The sequence below is a fragment of the Microbacterium binotii genome (genome assembly GCF_021398715.1).
Lineage (GTDB): Bacteria > Actinomycetota > Actinomycetes > Actinomycetales > Microbacteriaceae > Microbacterium > Microbacterium binotii_A.
Map to the genome: position 1 here is coordinate 2,886,690 of NZ_CP090347.1, position 21,032 is coordinate 2,907,721.

Below are 21,032 nucleotides of genomic sequence, written 5' to 3' on the forward strand. Positions count from 1 at the left end.
AGCGCTGACGGGTGTAGCCTCTGGTCGATAAAGCTAGAAAAGCGAGACAAATTTATGAACGCTCCGTCATCCCGCCGCTGGGCGGGCCTGGTCTTCATCAGCGTCGCGGTGTCGCTGATCATCGTTGACTCGACGATCGTGAACGTCGCCGTGCCCTCGATCGTCGACGAGCTCGGCGTCTCCTCGACCGAGGTGCAGTGGATCCAGGAGGCGTACACGCTCGTCTTCGCCGCGTTCCTCCTGTTGTTCGGGTCGATCGCCGACCGGATCGGGCGGCGACGGCTCATGCTCATCGGCGTCGTCATCTTCGCCCTCGCCTCCATCGGCGCGGCGCTCGCCCCGGACGGGCGCCTGCTGATCCTCGCCCGCCTCGTGCAGGGTGTGGGCGGTGCGATGATCCTGCCGACCACGCTCTCCCTCATCAATGCGACCTTCCGCGGCAAGGAGCGCGGCATCGCGTTCGCCGTGTGGGGCTCGACGATCGGCGGCATGGCGGCCGTGGGGCCCCTGCTGGGCGGATGGCTCACCACGGCGTTCTCGTGGCGCTGGGCGTTCGGCATCAACCTGCCCCTCGCCGTCATCATCGTGATCGGCGTCCTGATGACCGTCCCGGAGTCCCGCGAGTCGGCCCGACGCGGCATCGACGGAGTGGGCGCATTCCTGTCGGTCGTCCTCTTCGGCTCCCTCGTGTTCGGACTCATCGAGGGTCGCACGTACGGCTGGTGGCAGAACACCGACACCACCTTCTCGCTCGGCTCCTTCACCTGGCCGTTCTCGATCTCGCCCGTGCCCGTCGCCTTCGCGATCGCCGTGGTCGCACTCATCGCCTTCATCGCGTGGAGCGCGCACCGGGTCCACCGCGGTCGCGCGGCCCTCCTCGATCTCTCGCTCTTCCGGATCGGCACCTTCCGCGACGGCAATCTCGTCGCGCTCACGGTCGCCCTCGGCGAGTTCGGCATCATCCTGTCGCTGCCCCTGTGGCTGCAGTTCGTCCTCGGCTTCGACGCGCTGCAGACGGGTCTCGTTCTCCTGGCCCTCGCGATCGGCTCCTTCGTGGCGAGCGGTTTCGCCGGCGCCGCATCCGGCCGCGTGACGCCGGTCGCGATCGTGCGGGTCGGGCTGCTCGCCGAGATCATCGGCATCGTCTGGGTCGGCCTCGTCGTCGCCCCGGATGCGGCCTGGGGCTGGCTGCTGCCGGCGCTGTTCGTCTACGGGTTCGGCGTGGGGCTCGCGACCGCGCAGCTCACGGGCGTCATCCTCCAGGACGTCCCGGTCGAGCTCTCCGGGCAGGGCTCGGGCACGCAGTCCACCTCCCGACAGGTCGGCGCGGCGCTCGGCGTCGCGATCCTCGGTACGGTGCTGTTCACCTCGACCGGCGGCCTGCTCGCGAGCTCGCTCGACGATGCCGGCGTGCCCGCATCCCAGCGCGATGAGATCGTCTCGAGTGTCGTCGACTCCGCAGGCGGCGCCATCGCGGGCCTCGCCGCGAACCCGCAGACCGCCGAGATCGCGACCGCGGCGGAGACCGCGTTCTCCGACGGCACCCGTTACGCCGCGTTCACCGCGGCGGGGTTCATCGCCGTGGGCCTGGTGGCGACGCTCACCCTCGGCGGCCGCCGCCGCGAGGAGGTCGAGACCGGGTAGCGCGGGGATCCTTAGCAAGACTAATGAGCTATGCTAAGGATCGAGATGATCGACGAATCCCCCCGCGCCGCCGAAGCGGCTGAGCTGCGCATGTCGGTCTTCCGTCTCGCCCGGCGCCTGCGCGCCCAGCGCGCGGTCGACTCGATGAGCGACGGACAGTTCTCGGTGCTCATGGCGCTGAAGGTCAACGGCACGCGCACGCTCGGCGAGCTCGCCGCACGCGAGCGGGTGACCGCGCCGTCGATGAACCGGACAGTCAACTGCCTCGAAGAGTCGGGCTACCTCGAGCGCCGGAGCGACGACACCGACCGCCGCAAGGTCAACATCGTGCTCACGGATGCGGGCCGCGCCGTCGTCGAAGAGACCGTGCGCCGTCGCAACGCGTGGCTCGAGGAGGCGCTCGACGAGCTGGACGCCGATGAGCGCGCGACGCTGCACGCCGCATCCGAGATCCTGCGCCGGGTGGCGGAGCGATGAGCGCGATGTTCCGCTCGATGCGGCTGTTCAACTACCGCGTCTGGTTCCTGGGCGCTCTCGTCTCCAACATCGGCGGCTGGATGCAGGCGACGGCTCAGGACTGGGTGGTGCTGACGCAGCTCACCGACAACGACGCCACCGCCATGGGCATCACGATGGCGCTGCAGTTCGGACCGCCCCTCGTCCTCGTGAGCATCACCGGCTGGGCGGCCGACCGCTTCGATCGACGACGGATGCTGCTGGTCACCCAGTCGACGCTGATGCTGCTGGCGGTCGCCGTCGGCGTCCTGCTGCTGACGAACGTCATGACACTGCCGCTCATGTGGTGCTTCGCGGCGGCGTTCGGTGTCGCCAACGCGTTCGACGCACCGGCGCGTCAGGCGTTCGTGACCGACATCGTGTCGCGCGACGACGCCTCCAACGCCGTCGCGCTCAACTCCGCATCCTTCAACGCCGCACGTCTGCTCGGTCCGGCGATCGGCGGCGTGCTGATTGTGCTGGTGGGCACCGGGTGGGTCTTCATGGTCAACGCGGGCACCTTCCTCGCGATGCTCGTCGCGCTCACGCTCGTGCGGGTGCGTGAGCTCGTGCCGCGCACCCGTGCGCCGGGCGGCGCACGACTGGCAGACGGCTTCCGCTACGTCGCGGGCCGGCCGGATCTGAAGGTGATTTTCGCGATGGTGTTCCTGATCGCGGCCTTCGGCATGAACTTCCCGATCTTCGCCTCCACCATGGCGGTGCAGTTCGGGCAGCAGGCCGACGGGTACGGGCTGCTGAGCTCCGTGCTCGCCATCGGCTCTCTCGCAGGAGCGTTGCTGGCCGCACGCCGCGATCGGGCCCGGATGCGGGTCGTGATCGCGGCGCTGGGAGCCTTCGGCGTCTTCTCCCTCATCTCCGCCGCGATGCCGACCTACCCGCTCTACGCCGTGAGCCTCGTGTTCGTCGGCTTCAGCACCGTCACGATCCTCACGACCGCGAACGGCTACGTGCAGACCACGACGGATCCGGCCCTGCGCGGCCGTGTTCTCGCGCTGTACATGGCGGTCATCATGGGCGCCACCCCCATCGGCGCCCCGATCGCCGGCTGGGTCGCCGATGCGTGGGGACCGCGCACCGCGATCGACGTCGGCGCCGTCGCGGGCCTCATCGGCTGCGCGATCGGCGTCACCTGGCTCCTCGCATCCGGCCGGGTGCGCCGCGACCCCGAGGCGCGCCTGCGCTTCGAGATCGACGAGACCCGGCCCGTCCGCGTCGTCGTGCCGGAGGAGTTCAGCGACGAGGTCGCCGCGGCCACCGCGCCGGTCACCCTCCCGGATGCGGCAGCGCGCCGCCGCATCCGCCGCCGCTCAGCCCGCACCGCCCGCGCCCCGCGTCCGTGACCCGCCGCCGCGCTCGAACGACCCGGACGACGGCGAAGCGCGCGGGTCAGGCCTCGCGGGTGATCGTGACCTTCACGTGCAGGTTGCTCTTGAACGGTCCCGCGTACACCCCTCGCAGCGGCGGCACGTCGTTGTAGTCACGTCCGCGCCCCACGAGCACGTGACGGTCGCCGATCTCGATGTTGTTCGTCGGGTCGAAGCCGGTCCACTCGCCGGCGAACCACTCGACCCACGCGTGCGACTCCCCCGTCACCGCGACGCCGACCTCGGCCTGCGGACGCGGATGCAGGTAGCCCGACACGTAGCGCGCCGGGATGCCCACGGAGCGCAGCGCACCGATGGCGATGTGCGCCATGTCCTGGCACACGCCCTTGCGCGCCTCCCACGCGTCGATCGCCGTGGAGTGCACCCCGGTCACACCGTGCATGTACTCCACCGCGTCCCCGATCGCGACGCAGATCTCGTGCGCCGCACGGCCCGGGTCGTCGTGCCGCGATGCGTAGGATGCGGCGAGCTCGGCGACCTCGGGATGCGGACGCGTGCGGTGCGTCTGCGTCAGCTGCTCGACGGTCTCGAGCGACCGCGCGGCCTCGGCCGCGAGGCGGTCCCAGGTGATGCCGGTGTGCTCGATCGGCCGCGGACGCACCTCGACGAGCGAGCGCGCGGTGATCGTCAGCGCCTGATGGGGCGAGAGCACGTCGAACGCGCTCACCCGCGTGCCGAAGTAGTCGACGTAGGTGTTGACGGCGGTCGACGGCTCGATCTCGAGCGCCGCACTGAGCACGAACTGACTCTCGGTGGTGCCGGGCAGCATCCGCGCCTCGTTGTACGAGGCGGAGACGTCGCCGCCGTACCGGAAGCCCGTCTCGTGCTCGATCCGCAGCCGCTTCATGAGGTCTCTCCGATCCAGCTGGGCTCGGCCTGCGTCGGGAAGAAGCGCTGGCGGATGGCGTCGGACGCTTCGCGCGTCACGGTCTGCACCCGGAGCATATGAGCGGGAAGCTCGCTCAGGATGTCACCGATCGGCAGGTACTCGAGGTCGTTGCGGATGCGGCCGAGCGCCCGAAGCACCTGGTTGGACTGCCCCACGCGGTCCTCACGCGGGTCGATCGCGGAAATGCACTCCTCGGCCCGCGAGATCGAGTAGATGATCGAGCGCGGGAAGAGGCGGTCGAGCAGCAGGAACTCTGCCGCGTTGCGCGCGCTCGGCATCCCGCGATAGGTGCGCAGGTAGGCCTCGTACGCACCGCACGAGCGCAGGATGGTGGTCCACGACGGACCCGACGCCTCGGTCAGCGACCGGGTCGCGAGCAGCCGCGCCGTCATGTCGGCGCGTTCGATCGACCGGCCGAGGGTGAAGAACTGCCACGCCTCGTCCCGGCTCGTCGACGAGTCGACGACGCCGACCGCGAGCGCGGCGCGCTCGCGCACCCACTGGAAGAACTCGTGCACCTTGTCGGTCTGCAGTCGCCGCGGCATCCGCGCGTTGGTCGTGTTGAGGCACTCCCACAGCTCGGTCGAGACGATCTCCCGCGCGCGGCGGGCGTTCTCGCGCGCCGAGGTCAGCGAGTAGAGGATGCTGGAGGGGTTCATGCGGTCGACGGCGAGGCGCGCGAGCACGTGCTCGCGGGTGACCGTCTCGACACCGTCGGGCGGCGAGGACCCCATGACCGCGAGCAGCGAGCGGCAGGCGGTGTCCTCGTCGATCCACGGGTCCTCGAGCAGCAGCTGCAGGTGCACGTCGAGGATGCGGGCGGTGCCGTCGCTGCGCTCGATGTAGCGCCCGATCCAGAACAGGCTCTCGGCGATCCGGCTCAGCAGCATTGCGCACCCCCCTCCTCCTGGTGCAGCTGTTGCTGCTGCTCCTGCTGCTCGACGTTCGAGCGGGGGCGGTCCTGAGGCGAGTGATCGACCTCGTCGGGAGTGACCTCGAATGCCGCATCCGTGATGATCGGGATGGCCTGCGTGATGGTCGAGGCCTGGTCGGCCACGAGCCCCGCCAGCCCCTGCCCCTGGCCGTACTCGACGTGGCCAGGGGCCGCACCGCCGACGACCCAGGTGTCCTTCGACCCGCCGCCCTGGCTGGAGTTGACGACGAGCTGCCCCTCCGGGAGCGCCACACGCGTGAGACCGCCGGGCAGCACCCAGATGTCGTCGCCGTCGTTCACGGCGAACGGCCGCAGGTCGGCGTGACGGGGCCGCATCCCGTCCTCGACGAGCGTCGGGATGGTGGAGAGCATGACGACCGGCTGCGCGATCCACCCGCGCGGGTCGGCCAGCAGGGTCTTGCGCAGCGTGTCGAGCTCGGCGCGCGAGGCGTCGGGACCGACCACGAGCCCCTTGCCGCCGGAGCCGTCGACGGGCTTCACGACGAGCTCGTCGAGCCGGTCGAGCACCTCTTCCAGCGCCGCCGGGTCCTCGAGCCGCCATGTGTCCACGATCGGCAGGATGGGCTCCTCCGACAGGTAGTAGCGGATGAGGTCGGGCGTGTAGGTGTAGAGCAGCTTGTCGTCGGCGACGCCGTTGCCCACCGCGTTGGCGATCGTGACGTTGCCCATGCGCGCGGCGAGCATGAGTCCCGGTGCGCCCAGCATCGAGTCGGCGCGGAACTGCAGCGGGTCGAGGAAGTCGTCGTCGACGCGGCGGTAGATGACATCGACGCGCTTGGGGCCGCGGGTGGTGCGCATGAAGACGCGCCCGCCCATGCACAGCAGGTCGCGCCCCTCGACGAGCTCCACGCCCATGAGTCGCGCGAGCAGCGTGTGCTCGAAGTACGCCGAGTTGTAGACGCCCGGCGTGAGCACGACGACATTGGGGTCGTCGATCCCGGGCGGGGCCGAGGCGCGCAGGGCCGCGAGCAGCTTGTTGGGGTAGTCACCCACCGGACGCACGCGCATCGAGAGGAACAGCTCGGGCAGAGTCTGCGCCATGACCCGTCGGTTGGAGATGACGTAGCTGACGCCCGAAGGCACGCGCACGTTGTCTTCGAGCACCCGCATCTTGCCGTGCTCGTCGCGGATGAGGTCGATGCCGGACACCTGGATGCGGACGCCGTTCGCCGAGTGGATGCCGGCGGCCTGGCGGTAGAAGTACTGGCTCGATGCGATCAGGCGCGCCGGGATCACGCCGTCGCGCACGCAGTTCTGGCGGCCGTAGGCGTCGTCGAGGAACGCTTCGAGGGCCCGGACGCGCTGCTTGACGCCGGCCTCGATCTCGCTCCATTCCGCGTAGTCGATGATGCGGGGCACCGCATCCAGCGGGAACGGCCGCTCCTCACCCGCGAAGTCGAAGGTGACGCCTTGAGCGAGGTAGCTGGAGGCGAGCGACTCCGTGCGCCCGCGCAGTTCCTCCTGCGTCATGCGCGCCAGCGCCTGGTAGAGCTCGCGGTAGGCGCTGCGCGACTCCGCCGCCGCGCCGGGATGCGCGGGATGACCGAACATCTCGTCGAACGCGGGCAGCCCCTGCGGGGTCTTGCGCGGCGCGAGAGTGGAGCCGTAGCCGTCGAACAAGTCGCCCATGCGATGAGCCTAATCGCGCGTGTATTGCCAGGATGTTTCTCCGCCGTTCGCGCGGTGGATTCCGGTCCCGGCCGGCGCGGCGCGGCGCGCCCCCGCACCCGCACCGCCGCGCATCCCGCGTCCGCCCGGGCGCATCCGCGCGGGGCGCATCCGTGTCTCAAACGTGCACGCGAGATGTCCCGCGCACGTGCACAAGTGAGACACGCAACACCCCACGCGTACCGCACCGTCATCCGCGGCACACGTGTCTCACACATGCACGCACCACGCCCCGCGCACCTTCACAAGTGGGACACGTAACGCCCCACGCGTCGCCCGCGGGCATCCGTGTCTCAAACGTGCACGCGAGATGTCCCGCGCACGTGCATATGTGAGACACGCACATCAGCCCGACGCGGCACGCACATCAGCACGCCCGCACCCCGCCCCGCCCAGCACCCCCGCACCCCGCCCCGCCACTCCCGGCCGGCGCGTCAGGGACGGGTGCGGGCGGCGCACAGCGCGCTGACAACGAGGCACCCGAGCATGCCCGCCGCCATCGGAACGGCGGTGTGCGAACCGAGCAGGCCGCCCACGGGCGCTGCGGCGGCGGCGACCGCGTACTGTGCCGAGCCCATGAGCGCCGCCCCCGCACCCGCGGCGAAGCGGGCTCGCGACAGGGCGAGGGCGCTCGCACCGGCCAGCACCGCGGACGCCGCCGCACCGCTCACGAGAACCGGCACGAGGAAGGTCACCAGCGTGAACGGTCCCCACAGCGCGAAGATCAACAGCGCCGTGGTCGCGACGAGCGCCGCCCCCTGCGCGGCCGCCATCATCCGTCGGATCCCGAAGCGCACCACCAGCACGGCGTTGAGCGTGCTCCCGGCGAGGACGGAACCCGCATAGAGCGCATACACGAGCGCGAAGCCCCACGGCCCCGTGTGCAGGATCTCCTGCGCCACGAAGGAGGACGCGGCGGAGTGGACGGCGAGCGCCGCGAAGGCGAATGCCATCGACAGGGCCGGCAGGACGTACCCGCGATCGCGCAACAGGCGCCCGTAGTTGGCGGCCATGGCACCGAGGCGGAGGGTCTGTCGCCGCCCGCGCTCCAGACTCTCGGGAACGAACAGGGCCGCCGCGGCCAGCGCGAGCGCGGCGAACACCGCGAGCACGAGGAAGCCCGCCCGCCAGCCGCCCAGCTGCAGCGCGGCGGCGCCGAGGATGGGAGCCACGAACGGACCCGCTGCGATCACGGACATGAGAATGCTGTACGCGCGGGCGGCGACCACGCCGGTCGCGAGGTCGGCCACCACCGCTCGGGCCACGACGACAACCGCCGCAGCACCCACGCCCTGCGCCACGCGCGTCACCACGAGCACCTCGATCGATCCGGCGGCCGCGGATGCGGCGGCTGCTGCGGCGAGCACCGCCAACCCGCACAGGAGCGCCGGGCGGCGGCCGGTCGCGTCCGAGAGCGGCCCGATCAGCAGCTGACCGCCCGCAACACCGATCAAGAACCCGGTGTAGACCATCTGACCGCCCGCGGTCGTGGTGCCGAGCTCGTCGACGATCACACCGAGGCCCGGCAGGAAGAGGCTGGCCGCGAGCGGGTTGGCGGTCATGAGCAGACCGAGCACGACGACGAAGCCCGCGGTCAGCGGCCGCGGCGCCGTCATCGAAGGACCGCTCGCACGAGACCCGAGTGTACGCATTGCGTGCAGTCGATCGCAATGCGTACACTTTACGGAGTCGATGACGACCTGGAAGGACGACGGATGTCCGCGTTGCGCAGCAATCTCCCTCCCACCTCCGCGCTCGGGGTCGCCCGTCGTGCGCAATGGCGCTCCCTCGGCATCCCTGCGGAGGAGCTCGACCGTCCCAAGATCGCGATCGTCAACACGTCGTCCGATCTCGCGGCGTGCTTCGCGCATCTCGACGACATCGTCGCCGTCCTCAAGAAGGAACTCCGCGCGCAGGGCCTGCTGCCCTTCGAGATCCGCACCGCCGCCCCTTCCGACTTCGTCACGAGCGCGGGGCGCGCGGGGCGCTACATCCTGCCCAGCCGCGACCTCATCGTGAACGACATCGAGGCGGCGGTCGAGGGTGCGCTGCTCGACGGCATGATCTGTCTCAGCTCCTGCGACAAGACGACGCCGGCGCACCTCATGGCGGCGGGGCGCCTGAACGTACCGACGGTGATCGTGCCGTGCGGCTATCAGCACTCGGGTCTGGCCGAGGGGCGCGAGGCGGACGTCGAGGAGGTCTTCCTGCTCGCCGCGCAGGCGGCCGTCACGGGAGCTCCCACCGACGACCTCATCGACCTCGCCGACGACGCGATCCTGGGTCCGGGGGTCTGCTCGGGCATGGCCACCGCGAACTCCATGCACGTGGTCGCCGAAGCGCTCGGCATGACCGTTCCCCGCGCCGCTCCCGTCCGCGCGAACGGCGCGCGGATGTGGGACAGCGTCCGCCGCTCGGCGGTCGCCATGGCCGATCTGATCGCCCGCGACATCCGACCTCGCTCCATCATCACCGCGGAGGCGATCCAGGATGCGGTGCGCGCCATGCTCGCCGTGGGCGGCTCGATGAACACCATCAAGCATCTGCAGGCGATCGCGATCGAGGCCGGCGTGGACGTCGATGTCTGGGGGCTGTTCCGCACGCTGGGGCGGCAGACCCCGCTGCTCGCCTCCGTGCGCCCCAACGGCCCCGCACTCATCGAGGAGTTCGACGACGCCGGTGGCGGGGCCACGCTGCTGCGCGCACTGCTGCCGCTGCTGCACGGCGAGCGACCCACCGCGGCCGGCACGACCGTCGCCGACAACGCGGCCGCGGCCCCCGCCCCGGACGGCGTGATCATCCGCTCGCTCGAGGACCCGTTCGGCACGGACCCCGCGATCTCCGTCCTGCGCGGCTCTCTCGCCCCGGGCGGCGCCGTCGCGAAGCGCCCCGTCCCGGATCCCGGTCCGCATCGCTTCCGAGGACCGGCGCGGGTGTTCGCGAACCGCGAGGAGGCGATCGGGGCGATCGGCGACGGGCGGCTCCAGCGCGGCGACGTCGCGGTCATCCGCGGCATCGGCGTGCGGGGCGCCCCCGGGATGGGACTGACCTCCGCGTTCATCTTCGCCCTGCACGCGCGCGGGCTCGCCGACGACGTCGCGCTGGTGACCGACGGGCAGTTCAGCGGACTGGTCAACCAGGGCATCTCGATCGGCGAGGTCTCCCCCGAGGCCGCCGCCGACGGTCCGCTCGGTCGGGTGCAGGACGGCGATGTGATCGACATCGACCTTTCCGAGGGGCGCGTCGACCTGCTCGTGGACCCCGCCGAGCTCGCGGCGCGCGAACCGTACCGCCCTCCCGTCGACCGCGACTCCGGCGGCGGCATGCTCGACCAGTACGAGCACCTCGTTCAGCCTCTGGGATGCGGCGCCGTGCTGTGCGCACGGCCGGGACTCTGCGACCGAGACGACACCGAGACCCCGAGCCTGGAGGACGCATGACCGATTCGACGATCACCCTGCCCGCCGCCCGCATCCCCGTCATCGGGGAGTACGACGTCGTCGTGGTGGGAGGCGGGCCCGCGGGCCTGTTCGCCGCCACGGCCGCGGCGCGTGCCGGACGCTCCGTGGTGCTGCTGGAGCGCTACGGCTTCCTCGGCGGAGCGGGCACCATGGGCGGACTGAGCACCTTCTGCGGCCTGCACGCCCGCGTGCACGGGACGGATATGCGCGTCATCCGCGGCATCACCGACGACCTGCTCGACCGCCTCGTCGCCCTCGACGGCCTCAACGACCCGCACCTCAGCGTCGATGACCGCATCATGGCGCAGGCGTTCGACATCTCGGCCTACAAGATCGCCGCGGACGAGCTGCTCGTCTCGGCCGGCGCGGAGGTGCTGTTCCACACGACCGCCGTCGACACAGTGCTCGCCGACGACGGCGCGATCGCCGCGGTCGTCATCGAATCGAAGTCGGGCCGGCAGGCCGTGCGCGGATCGGTCTTCATCGACGGGTCCGGCGACGCCGACATCGCCGCCTTCGCGGGTGCGCCGTTCGAGCGGTCGGAACACCTGCTCTACCCCTCGCTGATGTTCCGCATCAACGGGGTCGACTACGACAAGGCGGGTCCGGCGTGGCGCACCATCCGTCGCCTGATGGAGGATGCGGAGGCCGCCGGCACGCATCGCTTCCCCCGTAAGAAGCCCATCGTGCGTCCCCAGCGCAATCCTCTGGAGTGGCGGTCCAACCTCACGCAGCTGAGCAACGAGGACGGCTCCGCCGTCGACGGCACCGACGTCCGGCAGCTCTCGCACGGGGAGCTGCAGGGGCGCCGGCAGGTGCGCGACACCTTCGCCTTCATCCGCGAGCGCACGCCCGGCTTCGAGGACTCCTACGTCGTCGACATCGCCCCGCAGATCGGCATCCGTGAGACCCGCCGCATCCGCGGTCGATACATGCTCACCGAGCAGGACGTGCTCGGCTGCGCCGATTTCACCGACGCGATCGGGGTCAACGGCTGGCCGGTCGAGGCGCACGTGGCCGGAGACGTCGAGTTCCGCTTCGCCCCCGCAGACAGCAGAGGCTTCAACCAGCTGCCGTACCGGATGCTGGTGCCCGAGGTCGTGCCGAACCTGCTCGTCGTCGGCCGCTGCGCCTCGATGACCCAGGGCGGGCAGTCCTCGGGGCGCGTCACCGGCCCCTGCTTCGCGATGGGCCAGGCGGCCGGCACGGCAGCCGCGCTCGCGCTGGGCGCGCACGTCGCGGTGGGCGACGTGGACGTGACGGCGCTTCAGGCGCGTCTGATCGCGGACGGCGCCTATCTCGGCACCGAGGAGCCGACCGCGGAGATGGTGGTGCCGACCCCGGTCTCAGCGCGCTGAGACCGGGTCACTCTGCGGCGGGCGGCATCCGGTACGCACCGGGGTTCGCCGCCCGGTACGCGGCGGCGATGCGCTCGGCCGCATCCCGCAGCGCCGGGACGATCTCTTCGCGCAGCGCCGCCTCGCGTGAGCGGAGCGTGGTGGAGGACACCGTCAGTCCCGCCACCGCGCGCCCCGCGACGACGATCGGCACGGCGGCCGCGATCATCCCGGGGTGCAGTTCCTCGATCGACACGTCGTAGCCGTCCGTGCGCACCTGGCGCAGGCGCTCGCGGAGAGCACCGGTCTCGACGATCGTGAGCGGCGTGTACGCCTCGCGCGGCTGCGCCAGGTAGGCAGCGAGCTCGGGCTCGGGCAGATCCGCCAGGAGCACCCGCCCGACCGCCGTCGCGTGGGCGGGCAGGCGCGTGCCGACCCGCACCGCATCCGGCAGGGGGCGCCGCTCCTCCACGCGCGCGACGTGGATCACATCGGGCAGGTCCAGCTCGCCGATGCTGCAGGTCTCCCCCGTCTGCGCGACGATCTCCGCCATGATCGGCTGCGCGATCTCGGGCAGCGACGAAGCGGCGAAGTAGCCCGCACCGAGCTCGAGGATGCGCGCGGTCAACGCCCAGCGGCCGTTCTCGTTGCGGACGTAGCCGATGTGCTCGAACGTGAGCAGGATGCGGCGTACGACGGGCCTCGGCAACTGCACCCGCACCGCCAGCTCGCTCACGCTCGACGTCGCATCATGCCCGCCGAAGGCGCGCAGGACCGCGACGGCGCGTTCCACACTCTGGATGCGGTCGCGTGATCTGTCCTCCTGCGTCACCTGGCTACCTTCCCACGACGCGCACCGACGCCGCGCCCGTGGGGAGGGCGCGGCGTCGGTGAGGTGCGGATCAGAGGTTCTCGCGCAGTCCGTAGACCGACTCGTGCCAGGGGATGAAGAACCGCTTCGCCTCGTTGACGATCAGATACAGCACGAGACCGATCAGCGAGAGCAGCAGGATCAGCGCGAAGGTGCGCGCCGCATCCAGCGAGTTCATCGCTCTGACGACCATCGCCCCGAGCCCGACGCTGCCGCCGAGGTACTCGCCGACGATGGCGCCGATGGTCGCGAGCACGATCGCGACCTCCATACCGGCGAAGAGGTACGGCTGCAGGCTGCGCATCTCGAGCTGCGTGAAGGTCTGCGCCCTGGAGGCGTTGAGGCTGCGCATCACCTCGCGTTGGCCCCGCTCGACGGATCGCACACCCAGGAGCACGTTGAGCATCACGGGGAAGAAGGCCAGCAGCGCGGCCAGGACGATCTTGGAGGTGATCCCGAAACCGAACCAGATGACGAACAGCGGCACGAAGGCGACCTTGGGAGCCACCTGCGCGATGACGATGAGCGGACGGATGCTGACCTCGAGCCACGGGAGCTTGCCGAGGACGACGCCCACGACCACGCCGAGGACGACGGCCACGGCGAAGCCGACGAGGATCTCTGTCACGGTGACGCCGGCCTCCGCCCAGGTCTTGCCGTCGGAGACGAGTGCGACGAACGCCTCGCCGACCGCGGCCGGCGGCGGGAACACGAACGGATTCACCTCGAAGACGCTGACGTAGAGCTGCCACAGGCCGACGATCACGATCACGAGGGCCGGGGTCACGATCCACGGCAGGATCTTCATGGTCCGAGCGCGGGCGCGGCGCCGCTCGAGGGTCACGACCGAGGTGGTCGTCGGCTGGTCCGGGGGTGCTTGCACGGTGGTCATGCGCTCATTCCTCCTCGTCGAGGTCGTGGCGAAGGCTGCGCACGATGTCGTTGAATCCGGGCGTCGTCTGCAACTCGATGTCGCGCGGCTTGGCGTCCGGAACGGTCAGGATCTGTCGGATGCGGCCCGGCCGAGGCGTCATGTGCACGACCCGGTCCGCGAGGAACACCGCCTCCGGGATGTCGTGCGTCACGAAGACGACGGTGGAGTTGGTCTGCAGGACGATGCGCTGCAGCTCCAGGTTCATCCGCTCGCGCGTCAGGGCGTCGAGCGCCCCGAAGGGCTCGTCCATGAGCAGCAGGTCGGGCTCGGTGCTCAACGAGCGCGCGATGGCGGCCCGCTGCCGCATCCCTCCGGACAGCTCACGCGGATACGACCGCTCGAAGCCCTTCAGCCCCACGAGGTCGGCCAGCTCCGCCGCACGCGCTCGGCGCTCCGCCTTGCCCACGCCTCGCAGCTTCAACGGCAGCGCGATGTTGTCGAGCACCGAGAACCAGGGGAACAGGTTGCTCTCCTGGAACACGAACCCGAGCCGGGTCACGGCGGACGGCTCGACCCGCCCGTCGCGCCACAGGTGGCGCCCGTCCACCTCGATCGAGCCCGCGGTCGGCGCGAGCAGGCCGCCGATCATGCGCAGAAGGGTCGTCTTGCCGCATCCCGAGCGCCCGATCAGGGCGACGAACTCGCCGCGCTGGATGTCGAGGTCGACGCCTGACACGGCATGGGTCACCCCTGCCCGGGTCTGGAAGTCGCGTCCGACGCCCCGGATGCGCAGGCGAGGCTGCGTCGCGGTCTCCGTCAGCGGCGGATCGGCCGTGACGACGGTGTCGTTGCTCATGATCGTTCCCTCCCGTGCTCAGCCCGCGGGCACGTAGTCGTTCGTGATCCAGTCGCCGGGGTTCTGGCCGCCCTCGAGCATCCCCGCCTTGACGTAGGTGTCGTAGGTGGCCTTCCAGGCGTCCAGGTCGTTCTCCAGCAGCGGGACGCCGCCGTCGGCGTCGACCCAGGTCTGCGTCGTGTAGATCTCCAGCGCGGCCGCCGCGATCTCGTCGTCTGCGAGCGCCGGGAAGTTCCAATCGCCGCTGTCGCGCAGTGTCTTGAGCACGTTGGCGAAGTTGTTCGGCGCGTCGTCGATCATGTCCTGCACGGCCTCGCGGATGGCGGCCATGAACGCCTCGATCTGGGCGACCTTCTTCTCATCCTTGAGGTTGGACTCGGTCGTGATCCAGGTCTGGATGTCGGGGGCGTCGCCGAGGCCCGCATCGTCGACGACCGCGTCCGGATTCTGCTGGCCGATGGCGAGCGAGGTGTCGAGGCTGACGATGTATCCGTCGAGCTGCCCCTGGCGCACGACCTCGAGGGTCGCCGCCGTGACGGGGACGGCCTGGCGGGTGACGGTGTCCGCCGCGATGCCCGCGTCGTCCAGCGTGAGGTTCAAGAGCTTCTCGCTGGTGCCGCCGATCGACCCCATGCCGATGACCTTGCCCTCCATGTCGGCGGGGGTCGTGATGGGATCGTCCTCGACCGAGATCATGCGCAGGTTCGACTTGTAGGCCATCGTGCCCACGGCGCGGATCGGCTGTCCGTCGACCATCGGCGGGAACACGTCGACCGTGCTCGCGCGGGTCAGGGTGGTCGCGCCGCCGAGCAGCGACTGGATGGCGGCCGACGTGCCCTGTACGGGCTGGAGGGTCACATCGAGGCCGTGCTTCTCGAAGTAGCCGCCCGAGTAAGCGAACATCTCCGGGCCGAAGCTGAACGACTCCAGGGGCAGGAACGTGACGACCGTCATGGATCCGAGGTCACCGCCCGCGCCGGGCGTGGAGCCCGACTCCTCCGCGGCGCCGGCGCCGCATCCGGTGAGCGCGAGGGCGCCCGCTGCGAGCGTCGCTGCGACCAGCGACAGACGGCGGGTCTTCGTACGACGAACTGCTGTGATCATGTCTGACTCCTGTGTCGGGATGATCCGCTCACGCCATTGCGAGCGACACGACGAGTCTGCGAACCAGTACGCCGGGGTCCAACCACCTTTTCACTCACCGGAATGCACCGCCACCCCGTCGGTCCGGATCACGACGATCCGGCCGGTGTCTCCGTCGACCTCCACGACGTCGCCGGTGCGGATCGTCTCCAGCGGCGCGGGGGCGGCCTGCACCACCGTCGGCACTCGCGTCACGATGGCGCCGAGCACGGCCTTGGTCGTGATGACGTCGAACACGAGGGCGGCGGGAGCGGTGCCCATGAGTCGCGTGCTCTGGAAGAACCCCGACCACCCCGAGGAGCCCTTCGCGCCGGGGAAGACGAGCACCCGACCCGTGAAGCACTGACCGAACAGCTCGTGCCGCGGCTCGATCACCGTCCCGGTTGCGACGTCGATCCCCCCGAATCCCGAGATCGGCTCGCGCGTGACGAGCGCCGGCGCGCGCACGCGCCCGGGGACGATCCCCCGCCCCACCAGCTCGATCACGTCAGCTCCCCCCGCCAGCGGCCCGTCACGGCCGCATCCACGCACTCGCGCGTCGTGCCGAACCACGCCTCGATGCCGAGGATCGCGGGCAGGTAGTGCGCCTGCTTGGCCGAGTCCGTGGCCATGACGCGGGTGCCGGGCGGAGCGGCGCGCGACATCGCGGGGCACGACTCGGTCAGCACCCGCCCGCCGGCGCGGGTGATCGTGCGCGTCCAGCCACGGCGCAGGGCATCGGAGGCGAGCGCACGCGGCAGCATGACCCACAGCTGCGCGCCGTCGGCCAGGCGGCGCCCCTCCAGGAGCCCCGCGATCTCCTGCACCTGGGTGAGGGAGGCGTGGGGGCAGCCGAGCAGCACGAAGTCGACCTCCGCGCTCTCGCCCTGCGCGTTGAGCGTCTCGTACGTCGCCCGCCGCTCCCGCCGGCCGTATGTCACCGCCTCGGGTATCCGAGAGCTCCCGAACGCCGCGTCCAGGGTCGGCGCCTCCGGCGTGACACCGGGCAGGTGGTACAGCTCCACACCGCCCGAGGTCGCGGTGGCCGCCCCGAAGTGCTTGAGGTCCGCATCCGATGCCGGCGCGAGCGAGCCGACGACCGCGGGTCGCGCCTCCTGCACGAGCTCGCCCACGAAGTAGCCGAGCAGCCCCCACTCCCGGAAGCCTGCCACGGGCGTCTCGGCGCGCACGAGGTGGGTGGCGAGGCGGTTGGCGGGAAGGTGGTTGCCCCAGTACGGGATGCGGCCGGTCAACGACGCAGCGCCGGTGGAGGCGGCGCCCTCGCAGTTCGTGCGGGCGCCCAGCACGGAGTTCGCGTAGACGACGGCCGATGACTCCATCCAGGCGCAGTGCTCGCCGAGCACGGGAAGGTTGCCCACCTGGTACGGGGTGCACGTGCCCAGCACCCGCACCCCGCGATCGGTGAAGTAAGACTCCGCGTCCTCCTGCAGCCGGATGCTGTCGGCCGGATATCGGGTCAGTCCCTCCGCGTCGGCGCCGAAGCCGTGCTGCAGCTGGCAGGTCGGCACGCGCATCGAGGGGATCTCGAGCTCGCGGTCGCTGTCGAGGTTCATGACGGCGAACGCCTTGGCCCAGCCGCCCTCCGCCACCAGCTTCGCCTTGGCCGGTGAAGGCTGGGTCATGGTTCCGGCGACGTTGCGGGTGGCGACCAGGCGCTCGGCTTCGAGCGCGTCGCCGTAGCGGATCAGCAGGTCCATCGCGACCGCGACGGCGTCGCCCTCGACGCCGTCGCGCATGCGCTTCTCCTCGTCGGTGAGGTGCATGATCGCGGACCGCTCAGTGCGCGGCGCCCTCGGGCAGCACCACGTGATCCAGCTCGTACGCGGTGGGCGCGAGCGCCTGCCCCATGATCGCCTCCATGACGCTCAGCGGCACGAGGCAGTCCGCACAGGCCCCCTCGCCGGCCTCGATGCGCACGACGATCCGATCGCCGGTCGAGGCCTCCCAGCTGAGCAGGTAGCCGTCCGCGCCCATCATCTCGCCGAAGGGCGCGAGCGCCTCGTCGACGGAGGTCACGGCGCTCATCGCTCGCCTCCGATCCGGCTCTGCGAGAAGGGGATCTCGCGCGGCGGATTGAGCGTGAAGATCTCCACGACCGCCGAGACGCCCGCGTTGTCGGCGCCGGCGACCATGATCTGCACCGAACTGGGGTTGTGCAGCGACGCGACCGTGTCGGGTTCGTCGCTCGCACTCGCCGTGTCGGGCATCGAGTCGGGATGCGTGCTCGGCAGCCGCCAGCGGGTCTTGTGGGACAGGGCGTCCTTGCCGACGGCGGCGAGTTCGGCACGCGCACGACGGGCGTTCTCGAACACGAAGGTGCGCAGGTCGTCCTTGCTCCAGCCGGCCTGGGCGAACACCTGAGCGTGCTCGGGGGTGAGCACCAGCAGTGCGCTCGTGTACTCGTGGATGAGCGCACCGGTGCGGGCGATCGTGTCGATCAGGTCGCGGGCCAGCTGCTCCGGCTCCTGCGTGTGCCGCGCCTCGATGTGCACGACCGAGCGGATGACGAACGCGGTGACGACATCGTCGTCGGGGGCGAAGCCGTGCTCGACGTGCAACGGCTCCCAGGGGCTCTGCTCCTCGTTCTCGGCGATGCAGGCCGAGTACTTGGCGGGAGTGCCCTGCGTCGCCTGGTCGAGCTTGTGCGGATGCAGGCCGAACACGTTGATGCACCCGAGCCGGATCGCCCGCCCGATCGTGGCGTTCGCCCGGAAGCCCGATCCGAAGACGTTGCCGCGCCCGTTCAGGCCGATCCTTTCGCGGACCGGGCCGTTGACCACGAGCATCGGCGCCGTGCCGGTCGTCGACTGCCAGATCCCGCGAGCCGGGTGCGGCTCCTTCGCGATGGCCTCCCATGCCGCGATCACGGTCGGGAAGTAGTCCGCCCGGCATCCCGCCATCGCCGCGTTGATCGCAGCGAGCCGCACGGTCATCGAGCGGTTGAGGTGCGAGATCGTGAACAGCACCTCGTCGGCGCCGCGATCCGTCGCCGCGAGGAACTCTCCGAGGAGGCTCTCGGTGACCGGCACCACGGGCAGGCCGTCGGTCCAGTCGTTCTCGTAGTAGTACTCGACCAGCTCGCGCACGCGGTCGGCGTCGACCGTGGGCGTCTCGTCCGTCAGAAGCGTCATCGTCATCCCTCCTCCACGCCGAGGATCCGCAGGACCTCGGGCATGACCGCGGCCGCGCGCTCGCGCACCTCGGTCTCCGTCAGACTCGCCATCGGATGCGCGACGGCGGTGAACTCGAACCCCGGGAACCCCTGCACCGAGGCCATGGCGCGACCCGACATGAAGAACGAGTCCGAGGTGATCGACACCGTCGGCACTCCCGCGCGTTCGAACATGATCCCGTCGGCGACGGTCGCCGCCGAGCAGCTGCCGCAGTCACCGACGGCGGTGATCACGATGTCGTTCTCCGCGGCGATGCGCTCCAGCAGCGGTTCGGACAGGGGGGTCCCGAAGTAGTCCTTGGTGTACAGCGTCGCCTCGCCCGCGGCATGCTCGCGCTGGAGGATGGCAGCGATCTCCTCCAGCAACATCGTGGCGTTCGGCTTCGTGTTGTCCAGCAGCCCGACCCGGAGTCCTCGCAGGCTCACCGGACGAGCGGCGAGCGTGCCGTCGTCGGCGCCCGCGCTCATCCCCGTCGGATCCAGCAGCGCTTCCTGCGGTGCCATCTCGCTCTCCCTTCGTCGCGCCAGTTGCGCGGCGGTCAGGATGACACGCGCGCTCGCCTCGCTCGGAGGCTGGTTTTCACTCCACGGAAGGGTGCGTGCTCGTCCGGAGGGCAGCGGACAGGATGCTGGGAGACCACAGGAACGAGGACGATCCGTGTTGACTCCCATCCCCGCGACGATGCGGGCAGCGGTGCTGGCGGACGAGCGCGCCGCGATGCGGATGATGACGATCGCCGTCCCGGAACCCGGGCCCGACGAGGTGCTGCTCGAGGTGATCGCGTGCGGCGTCTGCCACACCGACCTGCACGTGATCAAGGGCGAGGTCGCCTTCCCGCGCCCCGCGGTCATGGGGCACGAGGTGAGCGGGCGGATCGTGGGCATCGGCGCCGGCAGCGACACATCGTTCGAGATTGGCGACACCGTCGTGGCCGGGTTCATCATGCCCTGCCGCACCTGCAGGGCGTGCCTGCGCGGCCGCGACGACCTGTGCGAGCAGTTCTTCCGACGCAATCGACTGGAGGGGACCCTGTTCGACGGCCGCAGCAGACTTCGGATGCCGGACGGGTCGTTCCTCGCGATGTACTCGATGGGCGGGCTCGCCGAGTACTGCGTCGTCCCGATCTCCGCACTGGCGACCCTCACGGCCGGTCTCGATCCCGAGACCTCCTGCATCCTCGGCTGCGCGGGACTGACCTCCTACGGCGCCGTCTTCCGCGCGGGGGAGGTCGCCGAGGGGTCGACCGTCGCGATCATCGGCGTCGGCGGGATCGGATCGAGCCTCATCCCCCTGTGCCTCGAGGCCGGCGCCGGTGAGGTCATCGCCGTCGACATCGCCGCGGACAAGCTGCGCAGCGCCCGCGAGCTGGGCGCGACCGCCACCGTCGACGCGTCGATCGAGGACCCGGTCGCGGCGGTGCGCACCCTGTCGGGCGGGGCCGATGTCGTCTTCGAGGCGTTGGGCCGCGCCGAGACCCTGGAGCAGGGGCTGGGGATGCTCGCCGACGGTGCGCGCCTCGTCGCGATCGGGATCGCCGCCGCCGGGACCCGGGCACAGGTGGAGATCACCCCTCTCGTGCGCCGCGGGCAGCAGATCGTCGGCTCCTTCGGCGCGCGCACCCGCGAAGACCTGCCCGCCGTCGTGCGCCTCGCCGCCGAGGGCGCCTTCGACACCGACCGACTCGTGACCCGCCGTTTCGACCTCGAGGACGCGGACGCCGCCTACGCGGCGCTCGCGCGGGGCGAGATCACCGGCCGGGCCATCATCCTTCCCCGACGTGTCCGAGAAGAGGAGACCCGATGACGACCGACGCCATTGCGATCGAGGACCTTCCCGCCGCGCGCGGCAGAGAGCTGGGCCCGTCCTCCTGGTACCCGATCACGCAAGACGACATCGACGTCTACGCGGATCTGACCGGTGACGACAACCCGCTGCACGTGGACGAAGCCGCCGCGGCCGCCTCCCCCTTCGGCGGCCGCATCGCCCACGGCATGCTGACCCTGAGCATGGTCGTCCTGCCTCTGCGCGAGATCTACCGCGTGAGCGGAGCCAGCGCCGGCATCGTCTACGGGTTCGACCGCATCCGCTTCCCCGCACCGACGCCGTCGGGCGGACGCATCCGCCTCGCCGGCCGCATCGCCGAGGTCGAAGACCGCGGGGATGCGCTGCAGGTGACCCTCGCGCTGACGTTCGAGGTCGAGGGCTCCGCCAAGCCCGGCGTCGTCGCCGAGCTGATCCTGAGGCACTTCCGGTGAGCGGC

20 protein-coding genes are annotated in these 21,032 nt (G+C 70.7%); 7 read left to right on the top strand and 13 right to left on the bottom strand.

Going from position 1 to position 21,032, the window contains the following annotated elements; translation table 11 throughout:
• The first annotated feature begins 54 nt into the window (after positions 1 to 54).
• The 3 genes from LXM64_RS13990 to LXM64_RS14000 are packed head-to-tail and all read left to right on the top strand — an operon-like array spanning position 55 to position 3,500.
• Positions 55 to 1,644 (top strand): DHA2 family efflux MFS transporter permease subunit, encoded by a 1,590-nt coding sequence (locus tag LXM64_RS13990; RefSeq protein ID WP_234073732.1) that lies wholly within the window; start codon positions 55 to 57, stop codon positions 1,642 to 1,644.
• 45 nt (positions 1,645 to 1,689) lie between these two features.
• Positions 1,690 to 2,121 carry a MarR family winged helix-turn-helix transcriptional regulator gene (locus LXM64_RS13995; RefSeq protein ID WP_234073733.1) on the top strand — a complete coding sequence of 144 codons (432 nt, stop codon included), beginning with the start codon at positions 1,690 to 1,692 and terminating at the stop codon, positions 2,119 to 2,121.
• A 5-nt stretch (positions 2,122 to 2,126) separates the two neighbouring features.
• Complete coding sequence (locus tag LXM64_RS14000; RefSeq protein WP_234075491.1) at positions 2,127 to 3,500, top strand: MFS transporter; 1,374 nt, start codon at positions 2,127 to 2,129, stop codon at positions 3,498 to 3,500.
• A gap of 46 nt (positions 3,501 to 3,546) precedes the next feature.
• Here LXM64_RS14000 and LXM64_RS14005 read toward each other — a convergent pair whose 3' ends face one another.
• From LXM64_RS14005 to LXM64_RS14020, 4 genes are all read right to left on the bottom strand, one after another.
• Complete coding sequence (locus LXM64_RS14005) at positions 3,547 to 4,392, bottom strand: transglutaminase family protein (protein WP_234073734.1); 846 nt, start codon at positions 4,390 to 4,392, stop codon at positions 3,547 to 3,549.
• Positions 4,389 to 5,321 carry an alpha-E domain-containing protein gene (locus tag LXM64_RS14010; protein ID WP_137419271.1) on the bottom strand — a complete coding sequence of 311 codons (933 nt, stop codon included), beginning with the start codon at positions 5,319 to 5,321 and terminating at the stop codon, positions 4,389 to 4,391. The genes LXM64_RS14005 and LXM64_RS14010 overlap by 4 nt, the downstream gene beginning before the upstream one ends.
• Positions 5,315 to 7,018 carry a circularly permuted type 2 ATP-grasp protein gene (locus LXM64_RS14015; RefSeq protein ID WP_234073735.1) on the bottom strand — a complete coding sequence of 568 codons (1,704 nt, stop codon included), beginning with the start codon at positions 7,016 to 7,018 and terminating at the stop codon, positions 5,315 to 5,317. Before LXM64_RS14015 ends, LXM64_RS14010 begins: the two co-directional genes overlap by 7 nt.
• A 473-nt stretch (positions 7,019 to 7,491) precedes the next feature.
• The gene (locus tag LXM64_RS14020) at positions 7,492 to 8,673 is read right to left on the bottom strand and encodes a Bcr/CflA family efflux MFS transporter (RefSeq protein ID WP_234073736.1); all 1,182 of its coding nucleotides are present in this window, start codon (positions 8,671 to 8,673) and stop codon (positions 7,492 to 7,494) included.
• Between the two features lie 99 nt (positions 8,674 to 8,772).
• On the opposite strand from LXM64_RS14020, the gene LXM64_RS14025 reads away from it, so the two are divergent.
• Entirely contained in the window at positions 8,773 to 10,497 is a 1,725-nt protein-coding gene (locus LXM64_RS14025; RefSeq protein WP_234073737.1) for a dihydroxy-acid dehydratase, read from the top strand.
• Entirely contained in the window at positions 10,494 to 11,876 is a 1,383-nt protein-coding gene (locus LXM64_RS14030; protein ID WP_234073738.1) for an FAD-dependent oxidoreductase, read from the top strand. Before LXM64_RS14025 ends, LXM64_RS14030 begins: the two co-directional genes overlap by 4 nt.
• Before the next feature lie 7 nt (positions 11,877 to 11,883).
• Here the strand turns inward: LXM64_RS14030 and LXM64_RS14035 are convergent, their stop codons facing one another.
• The 9 genes from LXM64_RS14035 to LXM64_RS14075 all read right to left on the bottom strand — a co-directional run bounded on the left by LXM64_RS14035 (position 11,884) and on the right by LXM64_RS14075 (position 19,275).
• A complete protein-coding gene (locus tag LXM64_RS14035) occupies positions 11,884 to 12,687 on the bottom strand; it encodes an IclR family transcriptional regulator domain-containing protein (RefSeq protein WP_234073739.1) in 804 nt (267 codons plus the stop codon).
• A gap of 70 nt (positions 12,688 to 12,757) precedes the next feature.
• A complete protein-coding gene (locus LXM64_RS14040; protein WP_234073740.1) occupies positions 12,758 to 13,618 on the bottom strand; it encodes an ABC transporter permease in 861 nt (286 codons plus the stop codon).
• Positions 13,619 to 13,622: 4 nt separating this feature from the next.
• Positions 13,623 to 14,456, bottom strand: coding sequence for an ABC transporter ATP-binding protein (locus tag LXM64_RS14045; RefSeq protein WP_234073741.1), 834 nt, complete (start codon positions 14,454 to 14,456; stop codon positions 13,623 to 13,625).
• An 18-nt stretch (positions 14,457 to 14,474) separates the two neighbouring features.
• Positions 14,475 to 15,560: an ABC transporter substrate-binding protein gene (locus tag LXM64_RS14050; RefSeq protein WP_234073742.1), complete on the bottom strand. Its 1,086-nt coding sequence runs from the start codon at positions 15,558 to 15,560 to the stop codon at positions 14,475 to 14,477.
• 90 nt (positions 15,561 to 15,650) lie between these two features.
• A complete protein-coding gene (locus LXM64_RS14055; RefSeq protein WP_234073743.1) occupies positions 15,651 to 16,085 on the bottom strand; it encodes an aconitase X swivel domain-containing protein in 435 nt (144 codons plus the stop codon).
• Positions 16,082 to 17,362 carry an aconitase X gene (locus LXM64_RS14060; protein WP_234073744.1) on the bottom strand — a complete coding sequence of 427 codons (1,281 nt, stop codon included), beginning with the start codon at positions 17,360 to 17,362 and terminating at the stop codon, positions 16,082 to 16,084. The genes LXM64_RS14055 and LXM64_RS14060 overlap by 4 nt, the downstream gene beginning before the upstream one ends.
• A gap of 13 nt (positions 17,363 to 17,375) precedes the next feature.
• Entirely contained in the window at positions 17,376 to 17,624 is a 249-nt protein-coding gene (locus LXM64_RS14065) for a hypothetical protein (protein WP_234073745.1), read from the bottom strand.
• Positions 17,621 to 18,730: a hypothetical protein gene (locus tag LXM64_RS14070; RefSeq protein ID WP_234073746.1), complete on the bottom strand. Its 1,110-nt coding sequence runs from the start codon at positions 18,728 to 18,730 to the stop codon at positions 17,621 to 17,623. Before LXM64_RS14070 ends, LXM64_RS14065 begins: the two co-directional genes overlap by 4 nt.
• 2 nt (positions 18,731 to 18,732) lie before the next feature.
• Positions 18,733 to 19,275, bottom strand: a complete 543-nt coding sequence (locus LXM64_RS14075; protein WP_234073747.1) for a UGSC family (seleno)protein — start codon at positions 19,273 to 19,275, stop codon at positions 18,733 to 18,735.
• 154 nt (positions 19,276 to 19,429) lie between these two features.
• On the opposite strand from LXM64_RS14075, the gene LXM64_RS14080 reads away from it, so the two are divergent.
• Complete coding sequence (locus LXM64_RS14080) at positions 19,430 to 20,575, top strand: zinc-binding dehydrogenase (RefSeq protein WP_234073748.1); 1,146 nt, start codon at positions 19,430 to 19,432, stop codon at positions 20,573 to 20,575.
• Positions 20,572 to 21,027: a MaoC family dehydratase gene (locus LXM64_RS14085; RefSeq protein ID WP_234073749.1), complete on the top strand. Its 456-nt coding sequence runs from the start codon at positions 20,572 to 20,574 to the stop codon at positions 21,025 to 21,027. Before LXM64_RS14080 ends, LXM64_RS14085 begins: the two co-directional genes overlap by 4 nt.
• Positions 21,028 to 21,032 lie beyond the last annotated feature (5 nt).